Origin of the sequence: Flavobacterium sp. MDT1-60 (assembly GCF_014844035.1) — a bacterium.
Classification (GTDB): Bacteria; Bacteroidota; Bacteroidia; order Flavobacteriales; family Flavobacteriaceae; genus Flavobacterium.
The window spans coordinates 320,412-341,849 of sequence record NZ_CP062159.1; the positions used below are offsets into that span (position 1 = coordinate 320,412).

Below are 21,438 nucleotides of genomic sequence, written 5' to 3' on the forward strand. Positions count from 1 at the left end.
AGGTTTTTCCACGAATTTCACTAATTTTCACTAATTTTTTTAACACTTTGCTTTCATTTGTTGATTGGTGAAAATTGGTGAAATTCGTGGCAAAAAAACTTTAAAATATTTCGTGAATCTCTGCGAAAAACTTTGTGTATCTCTGTGGAATAAATAATCATTTATGAAAAAACTATATTGCCATATTTTCATCTTCTTTACGCTGATTCTATTCGGGCAGAAAACTATTTCTCAGGAAGATAAAATATATACTGCAATTGATGTTTTTGTCGCTCATCCTTCCGCGAAAGCGTTACAACAATTAACCAATACAGAAGCTGATTTCTGGAAAAGTCCAAAACCAAAAATCAAAGACGAATTATTGTCAATTGTGGTTTTAAACTGCAATAAAGCATATTATGAAAATCAATTCGGGCAAACTGAAAAAGCAATTTCAAGTTATGAAAAAGCCTGGCAAATTTATCAGAAGCAGCAACTTTCTAATTATGATATTATTGAATATTGCCTGAAACCTTTGGGGAATTTATATACTGTTTTAGGGGATTATGACAACGCCGAAAACACGATTAAGCAATATTTTTTTATTGTTAATACTACCAAAAATTATCCTGATGCTCAGAAACAGAAATTTGCTGCGATTTTAAATCTATCGAATGTTTATCAGAGTTCAGGGAAAACTTCTTTAGCGATTGAATTATTGGAAAATACTTTAAAAACGGAGAAATTATCGAATTCGCAGAAAGGCATTTTATTGAATAATCTGGGGAATAGTTATATGCTGAATTCAAATAAGGTTTTATTTGTTGTGAGTTCAACTGATAATACAGAGAAATCATTTAAGGCCGCCATTAAATATTTGGAAAAAGAAAAAGGCCAATCTGAAACTTTATCAAATTGTTACAGAAATTTGGCTTCCTTAAACATAAGATGGCAAAACTATGATCTTGCTAATTCTTATTTAAAAAAGGCAGAAAAACTGTTTTTTGAAACTCCAAATCAACAACCAAGACAAATCGCAAAATTATATTATGAAAAAGCTTTATTGCTTTTTGAACAACAAAAATATGCTGAAAGTTCTAAAGAAATTGAAGCTGTTTTTAAAGTCTTAATTCCGAACTATAATTCAAAAAACATTCTTCCACAACAAAATGATTTGTATGCTGAGACGGCTTTATTAGATGTTCTTGATTTACAAGCTGATATTTATATCAAACAAAATCAACCCAAAAAAGCACTTTTGGCTTATCTGCTTTCTTTTCATCTTGAAGATTTAATGATGAATATTTTAGTTTACGAAAACTCCAAAATCATTAGTCAGATGAGAGCAAGAAATCGTACTGAAAAATGTCTTTTGATTTATGATCGATTGTATCAGGAACAAAACAAAATTCAATATTTAGAAAAGGCTTTTCAATTATCAGAAAAAACAAAATCCGGCATTTTGCAACGTTATCGTTCGACTATTAAAACTGCTTCTGCAGAAGAAAAATCTCTTTTGAAGCAACTTCAAAACTTAAATAATTCCATTTTAAAAGAACAGCAAAAAGGAGCGTTAGCCAATATTTCAAAAATAAATTCGGTAATAAAAAAGCAAAACGAATTGATGCTTTTATTGAAAAAAATTCAATCTAAAGATTTTAATTCTTCCTCTGAAAACTGTGATTTAAAAGCTCTTCTTTCAAAATTGGAAAAAGACAAAGCAGTAATGGTTTATTATTTTATGGGTGATGAAAGTTTGTTTTATTTCACCTTGCAAAATAACAAAATTAATCTCCAGTATATTAATATTACAGATACTGCAATTCCTATCATTGCAAGATTTATAGATTATTTCAACAATGCAAATGCTATTGTTAATGATATTTCCGGATATAATCACACTGGAAATACTATTTATAATATGCTGAAATTGCCACAAAATACTATTTACAAAAACCTCATCATTATCCCTGATGGAATTTTAAATTTCCTGCCTTTTGAAGCTTTGATTACCAAAGAATCAGACACAACCAATTTTGCCAAAATGCACTATTTGTTGAATGACTTTAAGATCGCTTATAATACTTCGGCTAGTTTTTATTTGAATTCAAAACCTGTTTCAAATTCAGAAAAAACAGTTTTAGGCCTTTTTCCAATTTTCGAAAAATCAGCTTATGAATTGACTTATTCGAAGAAAGAATTAGAATCGATCCGAAATAATTTCAAAGGAAACTATTTAGAAAACTCGAAAGCCAGTTTCTCTAATTTTAAAAAGAATGCTGCAAATTATTCGATTTTGCATTTGAGTACACATGCTTCTTCGGGCGATATTGAAACTCCGGCGAGTATTAAATTTTATGATCAGGAAATTTTATATACTGAATTGTACAATCTCAACATCAATCCTGATTTAGTGGTTTTAAGTGCGTGTGAAACCGGAATCGGGAAATTGTATAAAGCCGAAGGTGCGATGAGCGTTGCGAGAGGATTTCAGTTTGCCGGCGCACAGAATCTGTTGTTTTCTTTATGGAAAGTAAACGATTATACAACATCCGTTTTTATGACAGATTTTTATAAAAATGTCAAAAATGATGTTTCTTATTTTGAAGCTAATACTAATGCTAAAATTGCTTTTTTGAATGACAAATCGATTCCAAATGCGAAGAAATCTCCTTATTACTGGAGCTCGTTTGTGTATTACGGTTCAATTTCACAGGAAGAAAAAGCATCAAATTATATCTATTACATCATTAGTTTATTGATTGTAATTGGTTTATTTTTGATTTTCAATCATTATCAAAAATGGAAAATCTTCACGAGGTTCTTAAAAAAGAGCAATACAAGAAAATAAAATTCAAAGTCACCAAAACACAGCATCTTTTGATAAAAGCAAAAATCAATGGTGTTTCGGGGAATTTTATTCTTGATACAGGAGCTTCTAATACCTGCATAGGTTTTGAAAGTATTGAACGTTTTAGTATTACTGCAAAAAAATCAAAAACCAAAGCTTCGGGAGCTGGAGGAACGGGCATGAGAACACAAATTTCGGACAATAACCTTTTACAAATCGGTAGCTGGAAAAACTCGGATTTCAGCTTGGTTATTTTTGATCTTTCACATGTAAATGAAGCTTTAGAAGCCTACAAAGCAAAGACGGTTCACGGCATTATTGGTGCTGATGTTTTATTAGAGGGAAAGGCTATTATTGATTATTACAATCATTATTTGTATTTAAAATGAAAATTTCACTTTAGGTTCAAATTTTCACGTCTTTACGGGAAACCTCAATTTTAACAATATTTATTGTATTATATTTGTTATGTCCATTTTAACAAATCTAATACTATGAAAAAAACTCTACTTTGTTTTCTTTTCTTGTTTACTACTGTTTTTTATGCTCAGGATATTGTGCATTGCTCCGGAGACAATAATTTTGATTTATCGAAGCAAAAATATCTCTTAATTGGCAATTTAGATCCTGATCAAACCGTTGTTAGTTATCATTTAAGCCTTGCAGATGCAACCAATAATACAAATGCAATTGCAAATCCTTCAAATTATAATACTGCTGCAATTTCTACAACTATATATGCGAGAATTAATAATAATGGGACTATTACAACCAATTCTTTTAACGTAAAAGTTGTTCCTGCTTTAAATATAGCAGCAACTCATACCGCTATTTTATGTAGTGGAGACAAAGCATCATTAACAGTTAGTGTTTCTGCAGGAAATGGACAATATTATTATTCTTTAAACGGAGGCTCTTTTACAAGTAGCAATACTTTCACTAATTTATCGGCTGGAGTTTATAGCATACAAGTATTAGATACTTCTACCAGCTGCCCAACTACGGCTAGTTATACAATAACTGCACCAACGACCTTAAATGCAACTTCAATGGTTAGCGGTCAAATGGCAACTATTACAGCAATTGGAGGAACTGCACCTTATCAATATTCTTTAGAAGGAGTTAATTTTCAATCAAGTGCATTTTTTCCAAACTTAACACCTGGAAATTATGTTTTTATGGTGAAAGACTCCAAAGGTTGTATAACTACGGTTCCAGCAAATATATTACCCGTTTTAACTGCAACAGCTTTTATTACTAAAGAAATAGATTGTAGCGCTAATAGCAATGCAGTAATAACTGCTACTGCAGCCGGAGGACAATCTCCTTACACTTATTCTTTAAATGGTAGTCCTTTTCAAGTCAATAATAATTTTAATAATTTAATTCCTGGAACATATTCTATAATCGCGAGAGACGCTGTAAATTCGATTTCAAATCCATTTGCAATAACTATAAATCCACTTGTTGCTTTAAGCGCAACTGCTGTTGTTACAAACCCAACAAATTGTAGTACAGGAACAATAACTGCGATAGCAACAGGAGGAAAAGCGCCTTATATTTACTCTTTTGATGGCGGAATGACTTTTATCTCGTCTAATGTTTTTGGCACTCCTAATCCTGGTACCTATGTTATAATTGTAAAAGACAGTAAGGGTTGTTTATCTTCATCTGTAACTACAACAATACAGCCTGCTACACCTTTATTTATAACAGCGTCAAATACATCAGTATCATGTAATGGTGGTAGTGATGCTTCCTTAACAATTAATGCTAGTGGTGGAAAAGCTCCATATCAGTACACTATAAATAATGGTATTTATACAAGTAGCAATATTTTTACCACACTTAATGCTGGAACTTATACACTTAAAGTAAGAGATGCTGCTGGTTGTGTGTCAACTATTGATCATGTAATCAATCAACCAACAGCTTTAACTGTTCTTTTAGAAACTTCCGGTCAAAACATAACCTTAACTTCATCTGGAGGAACCCCTCCTTATCAATATTCTTTTGATGGAGGTTCTTATCAATCTAGTAATGTTTTTACTGTTTTAACTTCAGGAAATTATCTTACAGAAGCAAGAGATTCTAACGGCTGTACAAGAACATTTTCGGCATCGGTTGTGGTTCCGGATCCTTTAATTTCTTCGGCAATACTCGTTAAAGAATCAGATTGTATAAGTGGCGCTTCTATAGCTGTTAATGCTACCGGTGGCCAACCACCATACGCATATTCAATAAATGGAGGAGTATCATATCAATTGAATAATACTTTTACTAATATTCCGGCCGGAACATATACTGTAATTGTTAAAGACCTTGCAAATACGGTCTCTAATTCAAACACAATTGTAGTAAATTCACTTAGTCCGATAACTGCAACTGCTGTGGTTACACCTTCAGATTGTATTAATAATTCAATAACTGTTCAGGCAACAGGAGGACAAGCACCTTATATTTATTCTATAGATGGAGGAGTAACTTATGGCCCTGCTAATGTTTTTACTAATGTTCTTACTGGAACTTATAATATAGTTGTAAAAGACAGCAATAGTTGTGTTTCACCAATACTATCAAAAATAGTTCAATCTCCTTCGCCTTTAGTTATAACAGCGTCAGACACTTCAATTTCATGTTATGGCAGTACTGCATCTATAATAATTAATCCTGTTGGCGGGCAAGCTCCATACGAATACTCTATAAATAATAGTCCTTATACAAGCGGCAATGTTTTTGCCAATCTTAAAGCAGGAAATTATACTATTAAAGTAATCGACGCTACAGGCTGTACAAGTACGCTTCCGTATACGATTACAGAACCATCAGCTGTAAATGCAGACATGGTAATTGACGGAAATACGATATCAATTCTCGGCGCGCAAGGAGGAACCGGATCCTATTTTTATTCAATTGATAACGGTAATTTTCAAACCAATAATATTTTTACAAATGTTAATGTCGGATTACACCATTTGAGAGTAAAGGATTCTAATAATTGCGAACCAGGCAGTTTTTGGGCTGAAATAGCGATTCCGATTTCGGCTGCTCTTGCAATTACAAAACCAATAGAATGTACAAGTAATGCAGAAATTACTGTTACTGCAACCGGCGGATTTACGCCTTACGTTTATTCTATAAATGGTGGAACAACATTTCAGGCCAGCAATATTTTTACTAATCTGGTTGCTGGAACTTATACTATTACAGTAAAAGATAACGATGATAAATTATATACAAAATCAATAACAGTAAGTCCGTTAATGCCTATTTATGCTGACTTTTTAATTGATAAGCAAACTTTGACTATTAATGGACTGGCTGGAACTGCGCCTTACGAATATTCTGTAGACGACAGTCCGTTTCAAACTAATAATGTCTTTACAAATTTAAGCCCTGGCATTCATCAAGTTTATATAAAAGATTCAAAAGGCTGTCAATCTTTCGTTTTTAAAGTTACTATTGAAAATGTAAATCAATTAACGGCTTCGGTCGTAATTACTAAAGAAGCAGATTGTATGAGTAATGCAGTAATAACTGCTAATGCTGCCGGAGGTATGCCTCCTTATTCTTATTCTATTAATGAAGGAGTAACTTTTCAGCTCAATAATGTTTTTAACAATGTAAATGCAGGAACCTATTCAATTGTTGTCAAAGATGCCAATAACGATTTAGCAACTTCAAACAATTTAACTGTTTTGCCTTTAAGCTCTCCTATAATTTCTGTATCAAAAACAAATGTAAGCTGTTATCAAGCCAGCGACGGAAGAATAGACATATATGCACAAGGAGGAAAAGCACCGTATGTGTACTCAATCAACAACAGTAGTTTTGTTCCAACAAATGTTTTTACAAATTTAATCGCAGGTGTTTATAATGTAACTGTAAAAGATGCAAATGGATGTGTAAATTCCTATTTCATTAATATTGAACAACCTTCTCCAATAACAATAACGGCCAGCGCAGAAAACTCAACCACTATTAACGATAATAATGGAAAAATAACGGTTGCAGCAACGGGAGGAGTTTCCTCTTATCGTTACGCTTTGACAAATTTTAACGGAATAACAATTAGAGCTTTTCAAACTTCAAATATTTTTGACAGCTTACAAGCAGGATTGTATGGTGTTCAAGTAAAGGATGAAAATGGGTGCATTGCTTCAAAAACTGATATTTCAATTATACATAAAATAAATACACTTTCAGCAACAGCTGCTGTTACGCAAATAACATGTAACAATCCTATTGGAACAATTACTGTTACAGCTGCTGGCGGCACTATTCCTTATCAATATTCTGAAGATAATGGAATTACCTATTCCTCTTCGAATGTATTCAATTTTACATCAGGATCTTATACGCTAAAAGTACGTGATGCCGATAATAACACAACAGTCTTAACTGCTACAATTGCCGCTCAAACAGCTCCTTCATTTTACTATAATACGTATAAGGGAGTTTGCTCTGCGTCTGATCTGGACGGCGGTGGCGTGACCATTGCAGCATTGGGCGGGCAATCTCCTTATACCTATTCACTAAATGGTGGTCCTTTTGCAGTACATGATGATTTATATGAAAACTTAAAGCCAGGAACCTATACGTTTTCAATCAAAGATGCCAATGGATGCACGTCAGACACACAGAATTTTACAATCGAAGAACCAGATCCAATTATCTCAAAAGTAATTGTCGAAAACCAAACTATTACAGTAAAAGCACTCGGTCAAGGCCGCTCTTATGAATATTCTCTGGATGGCATCACTTTTCAGTCTAATAATATTTTTTCTAATTTAAAAAAAGGTATTTACACTGTCTATATCAAAGATTATAAAGGTTGTACAGCAATGCATTCTAACATAAGCATTTCTGAGCCAACCTCCCTTTTAGCAAATTTTGAAATAATACCTTTAACCTGCGATAGCACGACAGGAAAACTTAATATAATTGCTCTTGGAGGTGTCGCTCCATATCAATACTCAATAGATAATGGGATTACATATACGTCTTCAAATTTATTTGCTGGTTTAATTCCCGGAAGTTATGCGGTAACCGTTAAAGATGCTCAAAATGCTACAGGATCTTCTACTGCAGTTATAAAACCTCTTGATCCTTTAGCCATCACAACAGTTGTTACTAAAGCTATAGATTGCTTAAGCAATGCTTCAATAACTGCTACTGCTGTAGGAGGAAATGCACCTTATACCTATTCTATAGGAAATGGATATACTGCATCGGGTATTTTTACTAATCTAACATCTCAAACCTATACTGTCAGTGTAAAAGATGCTTTTGGGTGTATTGCTGCCACTAGCGTTACAATATCACAACCCGTTCTTTTATCCTTGTCGAACTTGGGTTCAAATACTACAAATGTTAGCAGTAATGACGGAACAATAACAATTACTGCTTCAGGCGGAACGGCCCCTTATTCCTATTCTCTGAAATATGAAAATGGCTCACAAATAGTTGCCCCTCAGACTTCTTCTATTTTTCAAGGTTTATCTATTGGAAAATACACTATAGAAGTAACTGATGCACTCGGATGTAAAGTCACTAAAAGTGGCATAACAATCACGTCTGAAACGCTTTTTGGCGCTCTTATGACGACACCTCTTACTTGCACAGCTTTAGGAAGCATAACAATAAATGCTGCAGGCGGTAAATACCCTCATCAATATTCTTTTGATAATGGTATTAATTACGGTTCATCTAATATTGCTTCAAATTTACAAGCAGGAACTTACACCATAAAAGTTAAAGATGCGAGAGGTGCTATAATTACCCTTTCTGCTACTTTAAATGCTGTAAATCCATTGGTGGCGACAACTGCTGTTACTTCTCCAATACACTGCAATGGAAGTAATGATGCTGTTATACAGATGACTGTTTCCGGAGGAAAAGCTCCTTTCCTCTATTCATTAAATGGAAGCACTTATCAATCTAGCAATATCTTCTCTAATCTGTTTGCTGGTAATTATGCGATAGCTGTAAAAGACAGTAATGAATGTTCTTCTACTATGGTGGTTACTATAACTGAACCTGCTGTATTAGTAGCTACCATTGATATTAAAAATAATTCTGTTACAGTAAATGCAACTGGTGGCGCTGGTAATTATGTCTATGCTATTTCAACTAATTTGGCAGCATTTTCTACAGTTAATACCTTTACCAATTTAGAAGTTGGCAATTACACTATCATTACACAAGATAAAAATGGATGTTTTGTAACTATTGATTTCGTTATTAATCCGCCAGCTCCTTTAATAGAAAGTAAAGAGGCTATAACTGTTGATTTTAAACCTGAACAAACTTTAGCAGATCTTATTGTTGAAGGTCAAAACATTAAATGGTATAGCGCTCCTAATACTTTAGAAGGAAAAACGAGTAAAACTAACGAAAATCCTTTGCCTTTAACAACAGTTTTGGTTGACGGAACAACTTATTATGCCTCTCAAACCATAAACGGAATTGAAAGCAAAGAACGTCTTGCGGTAACTGTAAAATTGAATGGAGCGCTTTCAACACCAGATTTTGTGCTTTCAAATTTCAAATATTATCCAAACCCAGTATTGCATAATTTAACGATAAGCAATAGTTCTATAATTGATGAGGTTGAAATAGTTTCAGTTACCGGACAATCTATTTTGTCTAAAACAATAAATAGTGAGTATTCTGAAATTGATTTATCAAATGTCTCTTCAGGGGTTTATTTGTTAAAAGTAAAATCTGAAGGCAAAACGAAAACAGTCAAAATTGTGAAGAAATAACTTGAATGAAATTCCAATAAAGAAATTCCAAAATCCAAATTTGAGAACTTTCATCTAAATAAAAAATCCCAAATTCCTTAATTGGAATTTGGGATTTTTTTTATTCTAAAATTCTTCCAAAGAATTGGAATTTGGAATTTCTTTATTGGAATTTCCTAATGGGTATGCTTAGGATTAAAACCGTCTTCGCTTAATTCAGTATGCTCATAATCGGCAACCATTTCAGCTTCGTAATCGATTTTTTCTCCTTTGCTAACTTTAGCAATTATTTTCTCCATGATATTATAAATAACCGGAACCACAATCAGGGTTAGGAATAAAGAAGAAATTAATCCTCCGATAATTACCCAAGCCAATCCGTTTTTCCATTCAGCTCCGGCTCCAGATGCTAATGCAATTGGGAACATACCAAATACCATCGCAATGGTCGTCATCAAAATCGGACGTAAACGAGCGTGATTCGCCTGAATTAATGCCGTTCTGATTGATTCACCGGCTGCTCTTCTTTGGTTGGTATAATCGACAAGCATGATCGCATTCTTACACACCAGACCAATCAACATGATGATACCTAAAATGGTAAAGATGTTTAATGAGTTATTTGTCAAAGCCAATGCCAACATCGCACCAATAAACGAAAGCGGGATCGCAAATAATACCACAAACGGGTGAACGAAACTGTCATACAAACTCACCATTACAAGATAAACCAAAATAATAGCAGCTAATAACGCGATTCCTAAAGTACCAAAACCTTCTGATTGATTCTCCTGATCACCTCCCCAGATATAGTTAACACCAGCTGGTTTTTCAAGTTTGTCTAACTTCGCTTGCCATTGCGTAACAATTGTTCCTGAAGGAACCCCAACGTTTTGTCCTTTTACAGTTACCGACGCTGATTTATCTCTACGCTCTAACTGGCTAGGTCCTGAACCTTCTGTAATTGTTGCAAATTGAGATAATTTAATTTGTTGACCAGTTGCGTTGATGAAAATCAAATTACTAACATCCGTAATACTTTTTCTGTCGAATGCATTGTATCTGATATTAATATCATATTCGTATTCTCCAGCTCTGTATTTACCATCTGTATTTCCACTAAAAGCAGTTTGCATCGTTAAACCAACTGTTTGTAATGTCAATCCTAAAGCGGCCATTTTATCACGATCTACTTTAACGTTAATCTCAGGGTTACCGTCTTCAACTGTTAATTTGATCTCTGTTGTTCCTGGAATGGTACGTAATTCTGCTTCAGCTTTTTTAGCAAATGCCATAGCCGCTTCTGTTGAAGGACCTGTTACAATTAATCCTAAAGTCGCATCTTCCGCAGTACCTAAAATACCAACCGGAACCGTTTTTACTTTTGCTCCAACTAATACTTTTTCAAGTTTACGTTTGATTTTTGCAGCGTAAACATTTGCATCATCTGTACGATCTTTTTGCTCGATCATTTTTACGTCAATCTCTGCTTTATATGCTGTAGCTTGTGATGCTCCAAAACCTTCAGAAGTTTGTCCTACCGTTGTAATTTGACTGTGAACGTATTCCTGAGCTTTCAAATAAGCTTCAGCTTTTTGAGTCATGAAGTTCGTTTGTTCTAACGAAGCATCTTTTGGCATTTCGATTTGTACTAAGAACTCTCCACTATCAGAAGATGCGAAAAACTCTCCTCCAATGAAACCTCCGCCCATTAACCCTATTGTTGATCCGAAGAACAACACCAATACAACTAAAATAGTTTTAACATAATGGTCTAAACACCAGGTTAGCAATTCAGAAACCCAGTTAGTAAAACGTGTTAAATAATTTTCGAAACCAAGAATAATTCTTCCGAATAAATTCTTTCCTTCAATATGCTCTAATTTACCAAAACGAGATGATAACCAAGGAATGATAGTAAATGAAGCTAAAAGTGATAGTAAAGTTGATATAATTACCGTAACACAGAATTGTGTAATAATATTAGAAACTAAACCGGAACTCATTGCAATAGGCAAGAATACCACCACAATTACTAAAGTAATCGAAGTTACCGTTCCACCAATTTCCGCTGTTCCATCATAGGATGCACGGATTCGGCTTTTACCCATTTCCATATGCCTGTAGATATTTTCTAATACCACAATCGCATCATCCACAAGGATACCAACCACCAGAGATAATCCTAATAAACTCATTAAGTTTAAAGTATATCCCATTAAATAAATACCAATAAATGTTGCAATCAAAGATGCCGGAATCGATACCATTACGATCAGCGAGTTTCTAATACTGTGCAGGAAGAACAACATTACAAATGCTACCAGAATTACCGCAATTAATAAATCGTGAACAACAGAATCTGCTGCTTCAAGAGTAAAAATTGTACTGTCTTTTGCTACTTCTAGTTTTAAATGATTTTTTTCATAATCTTTTTCAAGTGTAGCAATTGTTTTCAATAATTGCTCACTTACCGCAACCGCGTTTGCATCAGATTGTTTAACGATTTGTAAAACAATCGCACTTTTTTGATCTACACGAGATATTTTCTCAGCTACTTTTTGAGTATCCTGAACATCAGCAATATCACTTAAACGAACCTGAATTCCGTTTTGAGAAGAAACAACCAGGTTTCTTAATTCTTCAACACTTTTATATTTACCCGCTAAACGAATTAATATTTTTTGATTTCTGGTTTGGATGTTTCCTGTTGGGAAATCTAAATTCGAACTCAAAATATTTTGCTGAACCTGAGGAATAGATAATCCGTAACCCTGCATTTTTAATGCATCAAGATTTACCTGAATCTCACGTTCCTCACCACCAATAATGTTAACCTGAGCAACACCTTGCACACGAGACAAAATAGGAGCAATTTTTTTATCAATTAAGTCATAAAACTCTGCTTCATCCATTTTTCCGTTGGCACCCAATGTCATAATTGGTAAATCACTCAGCGAGAATTTGGTTAACGAAGGTGTTTCTGCATCATCTGGTAAATCACTAATAATCGCATTGATTTTTCGCTGCGCATCATTTAATGAGAAATCGACTTTTGCATTTGAAGTTAATGTAATCGAAACGATAGACAAACTTTCGTATGATTTCGAGTCAATTTTCTTGACATTCTCTAAGGAGGCGATCGCATCCTCAATTTTCTTGGTTACCGTATTCTCTACCTCACTTGGAGAAGCTCCAGGATAAATCGTAGAAATTGTAATAACGTTTTGCTCAAATTTAGGGATCAGCTCATAACCTAACTGGCTGTAACTGAACAATCCACCAAGTGTCAGAATTGTAAACAATACAATTACTAACGACGGACGTTTTATGGATATTTCGGCTAATTTCATATTTTTTAATGCTATAGGCTTTAGGCTGTAGGCTTTAAGCTTTAAGGTTTAATTCATTATTTTGTTTTAGACTTTAGGCTGTAAGCTATAGGCTTTCTAAAAAGCTTATAGCTTATTGCCTAAAGCTTAAAGCTTACTTAATAATTTCTACTCTGTTACCGTCTTGTAAGTTAATCTGACCAGTAGTAATTACTTTTTCGCCATCAGATAATCCATTGATGATTTCTACCTGATCTCCTAAAATTCTTCCAGCAGTTACTTTTTTCAATTTTGCAATACCATTTTCAGCTACAAAAATTTCGTTGCTGCTTACACTTCCTACGAATGCATTTCTAGGTACAACCATCAAATGTTGTTTTTGTTGGTTCGAAGCAAAATTTGCAGTTCCGTACATACCTGCTTTCAGGTCATTATTGGTGTTGTTTGCAATTTCAATTTCAACAGGAAAGTTTAAGCTTTCATCTGCTTTTGCAGCAATAAAAGTGATTTTTCCGGAGAAGTTTTTATCAGGATAAACACTAGCAGTTACATTGATAGTATTTCCAACTTTTAAACTTGCAACCTGATTTTCGTTTACTGTAACTACTAATTTTAATTTAGAAACGTTTACGATATCAAACAATGCAGTTGCCGGCATTCCTGTCAAGATAGATCCTGGCTCAATATATTTTTTATTGATAAATCCGTTGATTGGCGCTTTTGCTCTTGTATCTCCAACATTAATGTTTGCCTCAGTTAAGCTAGACTGAGCATTTGTTAAGGCTAATTTTGCCTGATCTAATTGCTGTTTTGTAACACCGCCTGTTTTAAAAGCATTTTCATATCTCGCATAATCTGATTTTGCATTTGCATATACAGCCTGTGCTTGTTGTGCATTTACATTAATTACGTCTCCTCTCATTGTCAATAAAGTTTGACCTACTCTTACGTAATCTCCTTCTTTTGCCAAAACACTGATTACTTTACCTGATTTCTCAGCAGAGAAAGTAAGTTGTTGAATTGGTTGGAAGTTTCCATTTGCAACGAAGTCTAATGAAACTTCTTCTGTTTTTACCGGAGAAATTTTTACTGAAACCGCAGCATTTTTTTCTGCAACGATATCGGTTTTAGCTTTATTCTCCTTCTTATTATTATTTAAGACATATCCAATCACCCCTAAGGCTGCGATTATGATTACGATTGTTATAATAGTTTTCTTCATTGTAATTAGTTATTTAATAAGAGTTTTTAGTTCGCCTTTTGATTTGATTAATGTTATTTCAGCAATTTTGTAATTTAAAACTGCTCTTGTAAAATTATTTTGAGCTTCAAGAGATTCATTTTCAGCATCCAATAAATCGGTTAATGATGCTAATCCCTGAAGGTAATTGTTTTTTGTATCGCTTAAAATTTCTTTAGCCAAACGCATGTTTTCCTTTTGATTATTAATCGTTATAAGGTTGTTCTCTATTTGAGCCATTGCGTTTCTGTAATCAAGATCCAATGAAAGTTTGGTATCTTTTATATCTTCCTGAAGCGATCTGATTTCAACATCAGCTTGTCTTACTTTGGCACGAGTTCCAAAACCTGTAAAGATTGGCACATGTAAATTCAATCCAATTGAAGAGTAATCAGACCAATACACACCATCTTTTGGTTTAGCAAAAAGAGGCATTTCAGGACCCTGACCTATATAGTTATAACCTGCAACCAAGTTTAATGTTGGATAATACAATGCTTCAGTAGCTTTCTTATTAAACACTAACAATTCTTCTTGTTTTTTCAAAAGCAAATATTCCGTTCTGTTTTCTACATTCGGAACTTCAGTTAATGCAGCAGGAACGACTTCAAATTCTTCTTTTGGAATCTCGATTTGAGCTTCAATAGGCATCCCCATATAAAACTTCAAAGCATTTTCCTGTAAAGTAATCTGATTTTTAATTTGTTGACGTTCCGTATCAATGTTTGACATTTTTACAATAATACGATCTAAGTCAATTTTTTTAGCTAGGCCATTGTCAAATTGTCCTTGTACAATATTGCGAACTTTAGTAGTATTAACGTAATTGCTATCTAATAAAATTAATCTCTCACGTTGTACATATACTCCGTAATAGTTATTTGCAACTCTTTCAATAACTTGCTCCTCAGTCAACTGATCGTTGATTTGATAAAATTCACGAGTAGATTTAGCAGCTCTTAATCCTGTAAAAACAGACTGATCAAACAATGCCTGAGTTAAAGAAATTCCGGCTCCGGAAGTCCATTTTTGACCAAAAGTAGCCTGAATAGTAGTTCCTGGCTGTCCAAAAGACCCTCCATCAATAACATTCGTTTGTAGAATTGGATTATAAGTTAAACTTGCGTTACCTGAGATTTGTGGTAAAGCTCTTGAGCGAATTTCCTGAATTTGATACTCACTATTTTCAACCTGTAGTTTAGATTTTTTAGCATCCGCTTTGTTTTGCAACGCGTATGTAAGTGCCTCTTTTAAGGTTAGGGTTTTGACTTGTGCGTTGGCAGTCAAGCCGATTGAACACAAAAATATAAGAATTATTCGTTTCATATAGATTGATTGATTAAGTACTAATTTTTTTAAGTTGTTTTTCTAATTCGATTATTCCTTTTTCGGTTGCCATAGCTCTGGTATGATATTCCAAAGCTTCTAATTCTATTTTTTGAGCTTCTCTTTCAGAGACAGTAGTTTCATTAATATGAAAAATCAGGGTGTAATAAAATTTCACATAGATATCAATATTCAAATCTGCTCTGTATAAATTTTCACTTATTCCTTTTAAGATATTATCTTTAAAATAAAGATTGCACTGATCTATTTCATGTGTCATTACATTTTGATAGATTTCCGGATAATGTTTTTTCAGCTGATAAAGGGGCGAAGTATCACTTGCATTTTTAAACATATCACGAAACATTTCACGAATTTCAAAATTCTCATGAATCGCATTATAATTTTTTGCAACAATGGTATCAATAACCTCATGGACTTGTTTATGAACCAGTGAAGTACTTTCTTCAATCAGTACCTCTTTATTACAGAAATATTTGTAAATCGTTTTTTTAGAAATACACATTTCGCCTGCAATATCATCCATTGTAACACTTTTAAAACCAAGTTTTAAGAATAATTCACTCGCTTTTGATATGATTTTCTCTTTCATTTTAATTCAAATTGCATTACAAATATAATTAGGAAACTAAAACCTAAAAAACAGTTTCCGTTATACTTGTAATAATTTTACATTAATTTATTCATTATGTAAGATTTATATGCTAAATTCTAAATTTGCAATTAGTTTTATATCTTTTCCCAATGCTAAACCACCGTTGTAGTTAAATGCATTATAATCTAAACCAAAATCCTTGCGTTTAATATCACCTTTAATTTCAAAAGCAACTTTCTTTTGCCCGTTATAAGAGTTGATACCAATAAATTCTGCATCAAGTTCTACTACTTTAGTAACATCTTTTATAGTTAAATCACCTTTGAAAAAATTGATGTTGTCATTAATTTTCTGAAATGAAGTCGATTTAAAACTGATAATCGGATGCTCATTTACATTGAATAAATCATTCAATTGCATATGAGAATCGACGTGCTGAAAACTGTCATTTTTATTATTAATATCTAATGAAAATTCAACTGAAGCATCTTCAATTTCATTGTCTTCAATATTAACATAACCGTCAAATTTATTCGTAGTTCCTCCTAAGTAGGCAATGATCGAATGTCTCATTTTAATCAAAACATCTGATTGACTAGAATCTAAGGTCCATGTTGTTTTCATATTATTTGGTTTTGTTTGGTTTATAAATCTTTAAACCTCTTAAGGAAACTTTTACAGTGTTCGGGGTTTCCATTTAAAAATGCAAATATAAACAGGAAACTCTAAACACCAAACAAGTTTCCAAGTTTTTTTTAAAATAATTTTAACCGGTTAAAAATGAGTTCAATTCTGTATGATTTTAAAGCTTGATTTTGCATTTAAATTTTAGCGAGGAATAATTCATATTTGAGTTGTATCTTTGAGCCTCGATAAACAGATTTTCATTTTATGCACGATATTAGTCAGTACCAGGAATTTTTCATTAGCTATTTAGAAAACCAAAGCATAGACAAAGAACCCAAGAATCTTTATGAACCTATTACCTATATTTTAGGGCTTGGCGGAAAACGAATGCGTCCGGTACTTACCTTAATGACTTCAGAAGTTTTTGATGCCGATTATAAAATAGCACTTCCGGCAGCAATGGCAGTAGAAGTTTTTCATAATTTTTCTTTAGTTCATGATGATATTATGGATGATGCCCCTTTGCGAAGAGGGCAGGTAACGGTTCATGAAAAATGGAATATCAATACTGGGATTCTATCCGGTGATGCGATGTTAATTCTGGCTTATCAGTATTTTGAGCAATACGAACCAACTATTTTTAGGGATTTAGCGAAATTATTCAGCAAAACGGCTCTTGAAGTTTGCGAAGGGCAACAATGGGATGTTGATTTTGAAGAAAGAAGCAATGTAACCATTCCGGAATACCTGAAAATGATAGAATACAAAACAGCTGTTTTAGTTGCCGCAGCCATGAAAATGGGTGCGATCGTAGCGAAAACTTCTGAAAAAGAAGCTGATTTAATTTATGATTTCGGACTTAATTTAGGATTGGCTTTTCAGTTACAAGATGATTATCTAGATGCTTTTGGAGATCCGGAAACTTTTGGAAAACAAGTTGGAGGAGACATTATCGAAAACAAAAAAACGTATTTGTATCTAAAAGCAATTGAGTTTTCATCTGAAGAAAAAGCAGCAGAATTGCAACAATTATTGGGATTGCAATTAGAGGATAATACAGAAAAAATAGAAACTGCAAAAGCAATTTTTAACGAATCCGGAGCTTCAAAAGCGACTCAGGAAGCGATAGAAATGTACACTTTTAAAGCTTTTGAAACGTTAGAAAAAATGGATATTAACGCTGAAAAGAAAAATATTTTAAGAACTTTCGGCGAGAATTTAATGGGAAGAAAAGTATAAATTTAGTCTCAGTCTCAGTTTTCAGTAAAATCCAGAATCAAATACAATTATGATGAATTCGTGGAGATTTGTGTAATTCGTGGCAAAAAAATTCACATTTGTAAACAACAAACCCAACATTTTTAATTTGTCGGGTTTATTATTTTGAATAAATTATTCCGTTAGGAATATTTGGTTGGTAAAAAATAGTAACGCATTTGCGCAGTGTCCTGTAGGGACACCTGTTTTGCGGAATGAATGTGGGTGAACATAATCAAACGTTCCTACGGAACGTATACCTTTTGAATCCAATCAAAAAAATCTACTACCAACCAGACATTCCTACGGAATGAATAACATCTTAAAAAATTGAACATAATTAAAATAAATCATCCGGATCTACTAAATCCGATAGTTTTTGTTTTAAATCCTTTTCTAAAATTGTTAGACCGTATTGATAAGAAGCATTCATCCATCCAAAACCTTCTTCGGTTATATAATCAAACTCGGTTCCTACGTTTCCATATTCAGCAAAAATTTTGTGCGAACTGATCGATAAATCAAACTTTTCAGGAATGGTTCCGTTATAATCAACAGCATTTCTTGTAATCAGCCAAAGCCAGCGATACACCATTTCCTGCGCTTCTTCCGTAAAATCATAATTTAGCAAACCTTCCCACAAAAGCATCTGATGCGGTGCCCAGCCAAAAGGATAATCCCATTGGCGAATTGGCGAATTGTGATCTAAACCTGCAATTGATTCTTTGGTACTACCCGAAATTCCGCCTTTCATTTTAAATTTTGGAAGCGTCTTTTTCACCAAAATCTCCGCTTGTTCATACGTACTTATTTTTGCCCAAAGCGGATAAAATGTTGTCGCAGCTTCAAAGAAATGTTGTTCCTCGGTTACAAAATTATAATCAAAATAGATTCCGTTTTCGGGATTCCAGCACATTTTATTGATCTTTTCTTTTCTGGAAGTCGCTTTTGAAATCCAATACTCGCCCGAAAAAGATTTGTCTTCAAAATATTGAAATTCATTTTTAAAGTATTTCCCGATCAAAAAAGCAATATCAGTTTCGTATTTATAAAGCAAACTATTAATAGCAACCGTATTCAAATTAGCACAAATTCCGACCAATCGATTGGTTGTATCATGACCACTTTCGCGCATACTTCGATCGTGAATAAAGTACTTATCGAGTTCAGCGTCCACAACTTCTCTTTCGAGATATTTCTTTTCGAATTCGCGGGTAGACAAATTATATTTTGGCGCATATTGTTCCAGAATATCATCAAAATGTCCTTCTTCAACTTCAAACGGAAGCCCAATTCCTTCTGCTTTATAACGATTCAGTCCATTTGCAGTAAGTCGTTTTCCTTCTTCCATCCAAACGGTTTGGTATTCTTTTATGGCGGTTTTTAAATGTCTTTCAATCCAAAAAATATCAGGATTCGATTTTTCTAAAACATCAAGTATTAATGAAGTATAAAGTGGTGGCTGTGTTCGGGTTAAATAATAACTTCGATTGGCATTCAGTATCTTTCCGTAATGATCAATTTGATATTTAAAGTTTTCGGCAATACCTAAAGCAAGATCAATTTTGCCATCGATTAAAAGTCCTTTGGCAATAAAATAACTGTCCCAACCGTACATCTCGTTAAATCTTCCGCCTGGCACCACAAACGGAACTCCTGAAATTTCATTGTTTTTTATTTGAAGTGCCAAAGCTAAAATTCCGGGTTTTTTATTGAGAGACAATACATATTCTGGTGTAATGCTCTTTGGCATTTGCACCACTTTTAATTTTGGAATAGCAGCTTCTAACTTTCTGAAATAATCAAAAACGATTTCATCTCCAAAAGGCACATATAAATAGGCAAATTCATTTTCGATTTTATCATCTTCCAGAATCTTCTTTACTCCAATAGCATCAATTGTTCGGGTAAGGCCATTCCAATATAAGTCTTTTATTTTTCTGGAAATCCTTTTTACAGGATCTTCGGTAATTTCGTTTAGATTGATTTCAGCAAAATCAGTATTATTTTTTTTAGCTAGCGCCAATTCCTGTAACAAGTTCGAAAGCTGATACGTTCCCTCAATAACTGCAGAATTCCCGTTTTCATCATTCAATAAAAACCTTTTTGGACCATTATCATCAATCGTTATTTTTTTATCGCCATCAGTATCTTCCTGAGCCAATAATTTTTCGATTGTTTGAGTTATATGTAATTTAAATTTCATCTTTTGCAGTTATTTTTTTAAGAATAAAAAAGGATATCAGTAAAAAAGTCATCGGAATTAATGTAAAATAAAAGGCATTTTCCGGTCCTTCGTTTTTAAACAGCCAACCTGTTATTCTGGAACCTAGTGTTCCGCCAAGAGCAGAAAAAATCACAATTAATCCGGTCATTGAACTTTGCAGATTTTTAGGCAAAGCGCTTAATACAATCGAATTTAATAACGGATAAATAGGTGCAATAAATAATCCGATTAAAGGAAATGCAAAACCAATTAAAGGAATATCCGAAAGTGTATTGATGCTCTTTACTTCTAATCCCACTGTTTTTGGAAGTACAAAAATGACAATCAACATGGCAGAAAGTATACAGAAACTTAAAACCCAGATCCAATTTACTTTTTTTGTTACAATACCTGCAATCAATCTTCCTATAGCTAATGAAATGGCTAAAATACTCGCCATCATAATACTGATGTTTTCTGGCAGATGAAGCACTTTTGTATTAAATGTAGGCAACCACGACAAAATTCCCTGTTCGATCATGACAAACAAAAAAACACTAATGACGAAAATAACCGTAAGCAATTTTGCCATTAGTTTGAACATTTGCATGAAATCGTCTTTGAGATTTGCTCCGGCCGAAACTTCGGATTCTTCGAATTTTACAAAAAGTAAAAACAGAAATGACAAGAATGATAATCCCGCCAAGAACCAGTAGACATTTAACCATGAATCCCGATCGTTTTCGGTATTAAAAGCCGGAAATAAAAAATAAGCCAATGCAATTCCGACCATAAAAAATCCTTCAATACTACTCATTAAAGCGTTGTGTTCTTTTTTGGTTTCGGTTACAGTTCCGATTAACGAATAAACCGAAACTTTAATTAAAGCGAATGAAACCCCAACGGTTGCAAAAAGAATTTTAGCGTTATCAAAAGAGTTTCCAAAATACATAGAAATACAAGCCAAAGTAACCAGACCTAAACCGATAAGCATCGATTTCCTATAGCCAATTCTTGGTAAAAAAGAAGCTATAAAAAAAGAAACAATGGCAATTGGCATGTCCTTAAAAGCTTCTAAAATACTAGCCTCAACTTCATCGACTCCGTAATTTTTTTGTGATTTTAAAATCACAATACCTACGCTGTTTAATAAAATAGCAAAGACAAAATAATTGAGGTAAAGTGAGATCTTAATTCCTATGTTTTTCATTTTTTTATTTGTTTGTCTATGCTTTGTGGTTACGGTGTGAGAGACGCA

The 21,438-nt window shown here is 33.5% G+C and carries 11 protein-coding genes; 4 read left to right on the top strand and 7 right to left on the bottom strand.

Going from position 1 to position 21,438, the window contains the following annotated elements; genetic code table 11:
• Positions 1–163 precede the first annotated feature (163 nt).
• From IHE43_RS01340 to IHE43_RS01350, 3 genes are all read left to right on the top strand, one after another.
• The gene (locus IHE43_RS01340) at positions 164–2,830 is read left to right on the top strand and encodes a CHAT domain-containing protein (protein WP_192186327.1); all 2,667 of its coding nucleotides are present in this window, start codon (positions 164–166) and stop codon (positions 2,828–2,830) included.
• Positions 2,782–3,219: a retropepsin-like aspartic protease gene (locus tag IHE43_RS01345; RefSeq protein ID WP_192186328.1), complete on the top strand. Its 438-nt coding sequence runs from the start codon at positions 2,782–2,784 to the stop codon at positions 3,217–3,219. Before IHE43_RS01340 ends, IHE43_RS01345 begins: the two co-directional genes overlap by 49 nt.
• Positions 3,220–3,324: 105 nt before the next feature.
• Complete coding sequence (locus IHE43_RS01350; RefSeq protein WP_192186329.1) at positions 3,325–9,597, top strand: T9SS type A sorting domain-containing protein; 6,273 nt, start codon at positions 3,325–3,327, stop codon at positions 9,595–9,597.
• Positions 9,598–9,752: 155 nt separating this feature from the next.
• On the opposite strand, the gene IHE43_RS01355 is transcribed toward IHE43_RS01350, so the two are convergent.
• The 5 genes from IHE43_RS01355 to IHE43_RS01375 all read right to left on the bottom strand — a co-directional run bounded on the left by IHE43_RS01355 (position 9,753) and on the right by IHE43_RS01375 (position 16,714).
• Positions 9,753–12,929: an efflux RND transporter permease subunit gene (locus IHE43_RS01355; RefSeq protein ID WP_192186330.1), complete on the bottom strand. Its 3,177-nt coding sequence runs from the start codon at positions 12,927–12,929 to the stop codon at positions 9,753–9,755.
• 133 nt (positions 12,930–13,062) lie between these two features.
• The gene (locus IHE43_RS01360) at positions 13,063–14,130 is read right to left on the bottom strand and encodes an efflux RND transporter periplasmic adaptor subunit (RefSeq protein WP_192186331.1); all 1,068 of its coding nucleotides are present in this window, start codon (positions 14,128–14,130) and stop codon (positions 13,063–13,065) included.
• A gap of 9 nt (positions 14,131–14,139) precedes the next feature.
• The gene (locus IHE43_RS01365) at positions 14,140–15,474 is read right to left on the bottom strand and encodes a TolC family protein (RefSeq protein ID WP_192186332.1); all 1,335 of its coding nucleotides are present in this window, start codon (positions 15,472–15,474) and stop codon (positions 14,140–14,142) included.
• Between the two features lie 13 nt (positions 15,475–15,487).
• Positions 15,488–16,087, bottom strand: coding sequence for a TetR/AcrR family transcriptional regulator (locus IHE43_RS01370; RefSeq protein WP_192186333.1), 600 nt, complete (start codon positions 16,085–16,087; stop codon positions 15,488–15,490).
• 105 nt (positions 16,088–16,192) lie between these two features.
• Positions 16,193–16,714, bottom strand: coding sequence for a YceI family protein (locus IHE43_RS01375; protein WP_192186334.1), 522 nt, complete (start codon positions 16,712–16,714; stop codon positions 16,193–16,195).
• Between the two features lie 267 nt (positions 16,715–16,981).
• Here IHE43_RS01375 and IHE43_RS01380 point away from each other — a divergent pair, with 267 nt between their 5' ends.
• Positions 16,982–17,956, top strand: a complete 975-nt coding sequence (locus tag IHE43_RS01380; protein ID WP_192186335.1) for a polyprenyl synthetase family protein — start codon at positions 16,982–16,984, stop codon at positions 17,954–17,956.
• A gap of 358 nt (positions 17,957–18,314) precedes the next feature.
• Here the strand turns inward: IHE43_RS01380 and IHE43_RS01385 are convergent, their stop codons facing one another.
• The gene (locus IHE43_RS01385; protein WP_192186336.1) at positions 18,315–20,180 is read right to left on the bottom strand and encodes a trehalase family glycosidase; all 1,866 of its coding nucleotides are present in this window, start codon (positions 20,178–20,180) and stop codon (positions 18,315–18,317) included.
• Positions 20,170–21,390, bottom strand: coding sequence for a sugar MFS transporter (locus tag IHE43_RS01390; protein WP_192186337.1), 1,221 nt, complete (start codon positions 21,388–21,390; stop codon positions 20,170–20,172). The genes IHE43_RS01385 and IHE43_RS01390 overlap by 11 nt, the downstream gene beginning before the upstream one ends.
• Positions 21,391–21,438 lie beyond the last annotated feature (48 nt).